The sequence below is a fragment of the Duganella callida genome (genome assembly GCF_004614165.1).
Classification (GTDB): Bacteria; Pseudomonadota; Gammaproteobacteria; order Burkholderiales; family Burkholderiaceae_D; genus Rugamonas; species Rugamonas callida.
Map to the genome: position 1 here is coordinate 1 of NZ_SPVG01000039.1, position 3,859 is coordinate 3,859.

At 60.1% G+C, this 3,859-nt stretch carries 4 protein-coding genes; 1 reads left to right on the plus strand and 3 read right to left on the minus strand.

Annotated features, from left to right (window positions below; all coding sequences use genetic code 11):
- The 3 genes from E4L98_RS04245 to clpS form a co-directional block, all read right to left on the minus strand.
- Positions 1–333, minus strand: a 333-nt coding sequence (locus E4L98_RS04245; RefSeq protein WP_135200329.1) for a hypothetical protein, incomplete at its 3' end; no start/stop codon positions are given.
- Between the two features lie 94 nt (positions 334–427).
- On the minus strand, positions 428–2,734 hold the full coding sequence (gene clpA / locus E4L98_RS04250) for an ATP-dependent Clp protease ATP-binding subunit ClpA (protein WP_135200330.1): 2,307 nt from the start codon (positions 2,732–2,734) through the stop codon (positions 428–430).
- Positions 2,731–3,033: an ATP-dependent Clp protease adapter ClpS gene (gene clpS / locus E4L98_RS04255; RefSeq protein WP_135200331.1), complete on the minus strand. Its 303-nt coding sequence runs from the start codon at positions 3,031–3,033 to the stop codon at positions 2,731–2,733. The genes clpA and clpS overlap by 4 nt, the downstream gene beginning before the upstream one ends.
- A 322-nt stretch (positions 3,034–3,355) precedes the next feature.
- Here clpS and cspE point away from each other — a divergent pair, with 322 nt between their 5' ends.
- A complete protein-coding gene (gene cspE, locus E4L98_RS04260; RefSeq protein ID WP_135200332.1) occupies positions 3,356–3,559 on the plus strand; it encodes a transcription antiterminator/RNA stability regulator CspE in 204 nt (67 codons plus the stop codon).
- Positions 3,560–3,859 lie beyond the last annotated feature (300 nt).

Here is a 3,859-nt window from a genome sequence, read left to right on the forward strand (position 1 = left end):
CGGATCGGTCAGCGACGATTCCAGCGCCGCGCGCGCCGTGCCGACGTCGTCGTAGACCTGCAAGCCGTCGCGCCACAGCGCCGCCGCCTGCTCGAGCATGGCCAGCTCGGCGCCATCGCTGACCGCGTGCGCCAGCAGGTGATCGGTCAGGGCGCCCAGGCGCGCCAGGTCGCCGTCGGACGCCAGCGCCTCCAGGCTGCGCGCCTGCGCCTTCTGCTCGTCGGGATGCAGATAGGTGGTGCTGTGCAGCAGCGCGTGCAACTCGTCCAGCACGGCCTGATGGCCGAAATAGTCGATCATCACCCCTCCCGCCGCGTGTTGATGTCGGTCCATCTTGCGCCGGACCAGCGCACGGAGTTTGATCTGGATCAGAAGTGTGGGGGCGAAAAAAAACCCGCCGCAGCGGGTTTCTGGCTCGCGGACCGGCTTAGTCCACTTCCACCGTTTCCGGCGGCGTGCTCGGCGCCGCGTCCGGCGGCTCCGGGAAGTCCAGCTTGACCACGTCCTTGTCGTCCAGGTCGACGATGACCTTGCCGCCGCTGACCAGGCGACCGAACAGCAATTCGTCGGCCAGCGCCTTGCGGATCATGTCCTGGATCAGGCGCGACATCGGCCGCGCGCCCATCAGCGGATCGAAGCCCTTCTTGCCCAGGAACTTGCGCAGCTTCTCGCTGAAGATCGCTTCGACCTTCTTCTCGTGCAGCTGCTCTTCCAGCTGCATCAGGAACTTGTCGACCACGCGCAGGATGATTTCCTCGTCCAGCGCGCGGAAGCTGATGATCGCGTCCAGGCGGTTGCGGAACTCCGGCGTGAACATGCGCTTGATGTCGCCCATCTCGTCGCCGGCCTGCTTGCTGGTGGTGAAGCCGATGGTCGACTTCTGCAGCGACTCGGCGCCCGCGTTGGTGGTCATGATGATGATCACGTTGCGGAAGTCGGCCTTGCGTCCGTTATTGTCGGTCAGCGTGCCGTGGTCCATCACCTGCAGCAGGATGTTGAAGATGTCCGGATGGGCTTTTTCAATCTCGTCCAGCAGCAGCACCGCGTGCGGCTTCTTGGTGATGGCTTCGGTCAGCAGGCCGCCCTGGTCGAAACCGACGTAACCCGGCGGCGCGCCGATCAGGCGCGACACGGCATGGCGCTCCATGTACTCCGACATGTCGAAGCGCACCAGCTCGATGCCGAGGATGAAGGCCAGCTGCTTGGCCACCTCGGTCTTGCCGACGCCGGTCGGACCGGAGAACAGGAAGGAGCCGATCGGCTTGTCGGTCTTGCCCAGGCCGGCACGGGCCATCTTGATCGCCGACGCCAGCGCCTCGATCGCCGGATCCTGGCCGAACACCACGTTGCGCAAGTCGCGGTCGATGGTCTGCAGCTTGCTGCGGTCGTCCTGGTTGACGGTCTGCGGCGGGATGCGCGCGATCTTGGAGATGATGTCCTCGATCTCGGTCTTGCCGATGGTCTTCTTCTGCTTGGACTTCGGCAGGATGCGTTGCGCCGCGCCGGCCTCGTCGATCACGTCGATCGCCTTGTCCGGCAAGTGACGGTCGTTGATGAAGCGCGCCGCCAGTTCGGCCGCGGTCGACAGCGCCGACGACGAGTACTTCACGCCGTGGTGCTCTTCGAAGCGCGATTTCAGGCCGCGCAGGATCTGCACCGTCTGCTCGACGGTCGGCTCGTTGACGTCCACCTTCTGGAAGCGGCGGCTCAGCGCGTGGTCCTTCTCGAACACGCCGCGGAACTCGGTGTAGGTGGTGGCGCCCACGCACTTCAGCTGGCCGTTGGCCAGGGCCGGCTTCAGCAGGTTGGACGCGTCCAGCGTGCCACCCGAGGCCGAACCGGCGCCGATGATGGTGTGGATCTCGTCGATGAACAGGATGCCGTGCGGATTATCCTTGAGCTGCTTGAGCACCGCCTTCAGGCGCTGCTCGAAGTCGCCGCGATACTTGGTGCCGGCCAGCAGCGCGCCCATGTCCAGCGAATACACCACGGCATTCTGCAGGATTTCCGGCACGTCGCCCTGGGTGATGCGGTAGGCCAGGCCCTCGGCGATGGCGGTCTTGCCGACGCCGGCTTCACCGACCAGCAGCGGATTGTTCTTGCGGCGGCGGCACAGGATCTGGATCACGCGGTCCACTTCCTCTTCGCGGCCGATCAGCGGGTCGATCTTGCCGTCGGCGGCCGACTTGTTCAGGTTCTGGGTGAACTGGTCGAGCGGGCTTTCCTTGCTCTGGCCCTCGCCGGCCGGCGCGCCCTCTTCCACGCCCTCGGACGCCTTGGCGGTATCGCCGGCCTGGTCCTTGCGGACGCCGTGCGAAATGAAGTTGACCACGTCCAGGCGGGTCACGCCCTGCTGGTGCAGGTAGTACACCGCGTGCGAGTCCTTCTCGCCGAAGATGGCCACCAGCACATTGGCGCCCGTCACCTCTTTCTTGCCGTTCGAGGCCGATTGCACGTGCATGATGGCGCGCTGGATCACGCGCTGGAAGCCCAGCGTCGGCTGGGTGTCCACCTCGCCCGTGCCGGGCACGGTCGGCGTGTTATCGCCAATAAAATTGGTCAGGGTTTTGCGCAGATCTTCAATGTTGACGGCGCATGCGCGCAACACTTCGGCAGCCGAAGGGTTGTCCAGCAGGGCCAGCAGCAAGTGCTCCACCGTGATGAATTCATGCCGGGCTTGTCGGGCCTCGACAAACGCCATGTGCAAACTAACTTCCAGTTCCTGCGCGATCATACTTCCTCCATCACGCATTGCAGGGGATGACCTGCCTTGCGCGCATGCGTTAAAACGAACTCCACTTTGGTACAGGCTATATCTTTCGAGAACACGCCACATACTCCTTTGCCGTAGCGGTGGACACTGAGCATTATCTGCGTGGCGGTTTCGCGGTCTTTATTGAAATACTCCTGGATGATGGCGACGACGAATTCCATCGGGGTGTAGTCGTCATTCAGCAACGCCACCTGGTACAGCGGGGGCGGTTTCAGCGTTTGTCGTTCCAGGACGGTATCGGTGTCATGCTTGGTTGCCATACGCTTATATTCTAATGCTTTCGGGGTTGATGCAATGTGCATTTCACTGCACAGTTCCAATTGTTTTCCATCTTACGCCCTTTCTTGGTTTGCCGCAGATGGGACCCTATTCCGCAAAATCAAGAGTTGCTTTTTCACCAATCCGGCAAAAAGTAGCAAAATGCCCACAAATCTGCTTGACATTCAAAATTGGTCCGCTAACAATGCGTTATCGGCTTCGTGCAGAAATGTACACGTTGATAGAAGTGGGCGTGAGGAGAGGGGCAAGAAGCTTCTTGCTTTTATGGCTCGTGTGATCAGTTAATATTTGAAAGTTCTTTTTATGGCAACAGGTACTGTTAAGTGGTTCAATGATTCCAAAGGTTTTGGCTTCATCACTCCTGATGACGGCGGCGAAGATTTGTTCGCTCACTTCTCCGCAATCAACATGAACGGTTTCAAGACCCTCAAAGAAGGTCAGAAAGTTCAATTCGAAGTCACGCAAGGCCCTAAAGGCAAGCAAGCTTCCAACATCGTTCAGGCTTGATCCTGACGACGAAGCGAAAAACCCCGCAACCGCGGGGTTTTTTTTCGTCCCGGCCTTTGGCTCGGCGCGCTGTTGTATTTACGTCGCCGGCCCTGCATCCCCACCCCCGAGCACGCTTCAACTTTTTGTGCGGCGCAAGATAAATTTAACGTAAAATCATAGTTGATACTAATTCAATTTCAATGCAGGATTAACACATGATTTTTGTCACAGGCGGTGCCGGTTTCATCGGTTCTAATTTTGTGCTCGACTGGCTGGCGCAGTCGGATGAGCCTGTTCTGAATTACGACAAGCTTACCT

What these genes read in the sequence shown, in the direction of transcription:
- clpA (WP_135200330.1), bottom strand. Translation starts at nt 2,734, where the DNA reads ATGATCGCGCAGGAACTGGAAGTTAGTTTGCACATGGCGTTTGTCGAG.
- clpS (WP_135200331.1), bottom strand. Translation starts at nt 3,033, where the DNA reads ATGGCAACCAAGCATGACACCGATACCGTCCTGGAACGACAAACGCTG.
- cspE (WP_135200332.1), top strand. Translation starts at nt 3,356, where the DNA reads ATGGCAACAGGTACTGTTAAGTGGTTCAATGATTCCAAAGGTTTTGGC.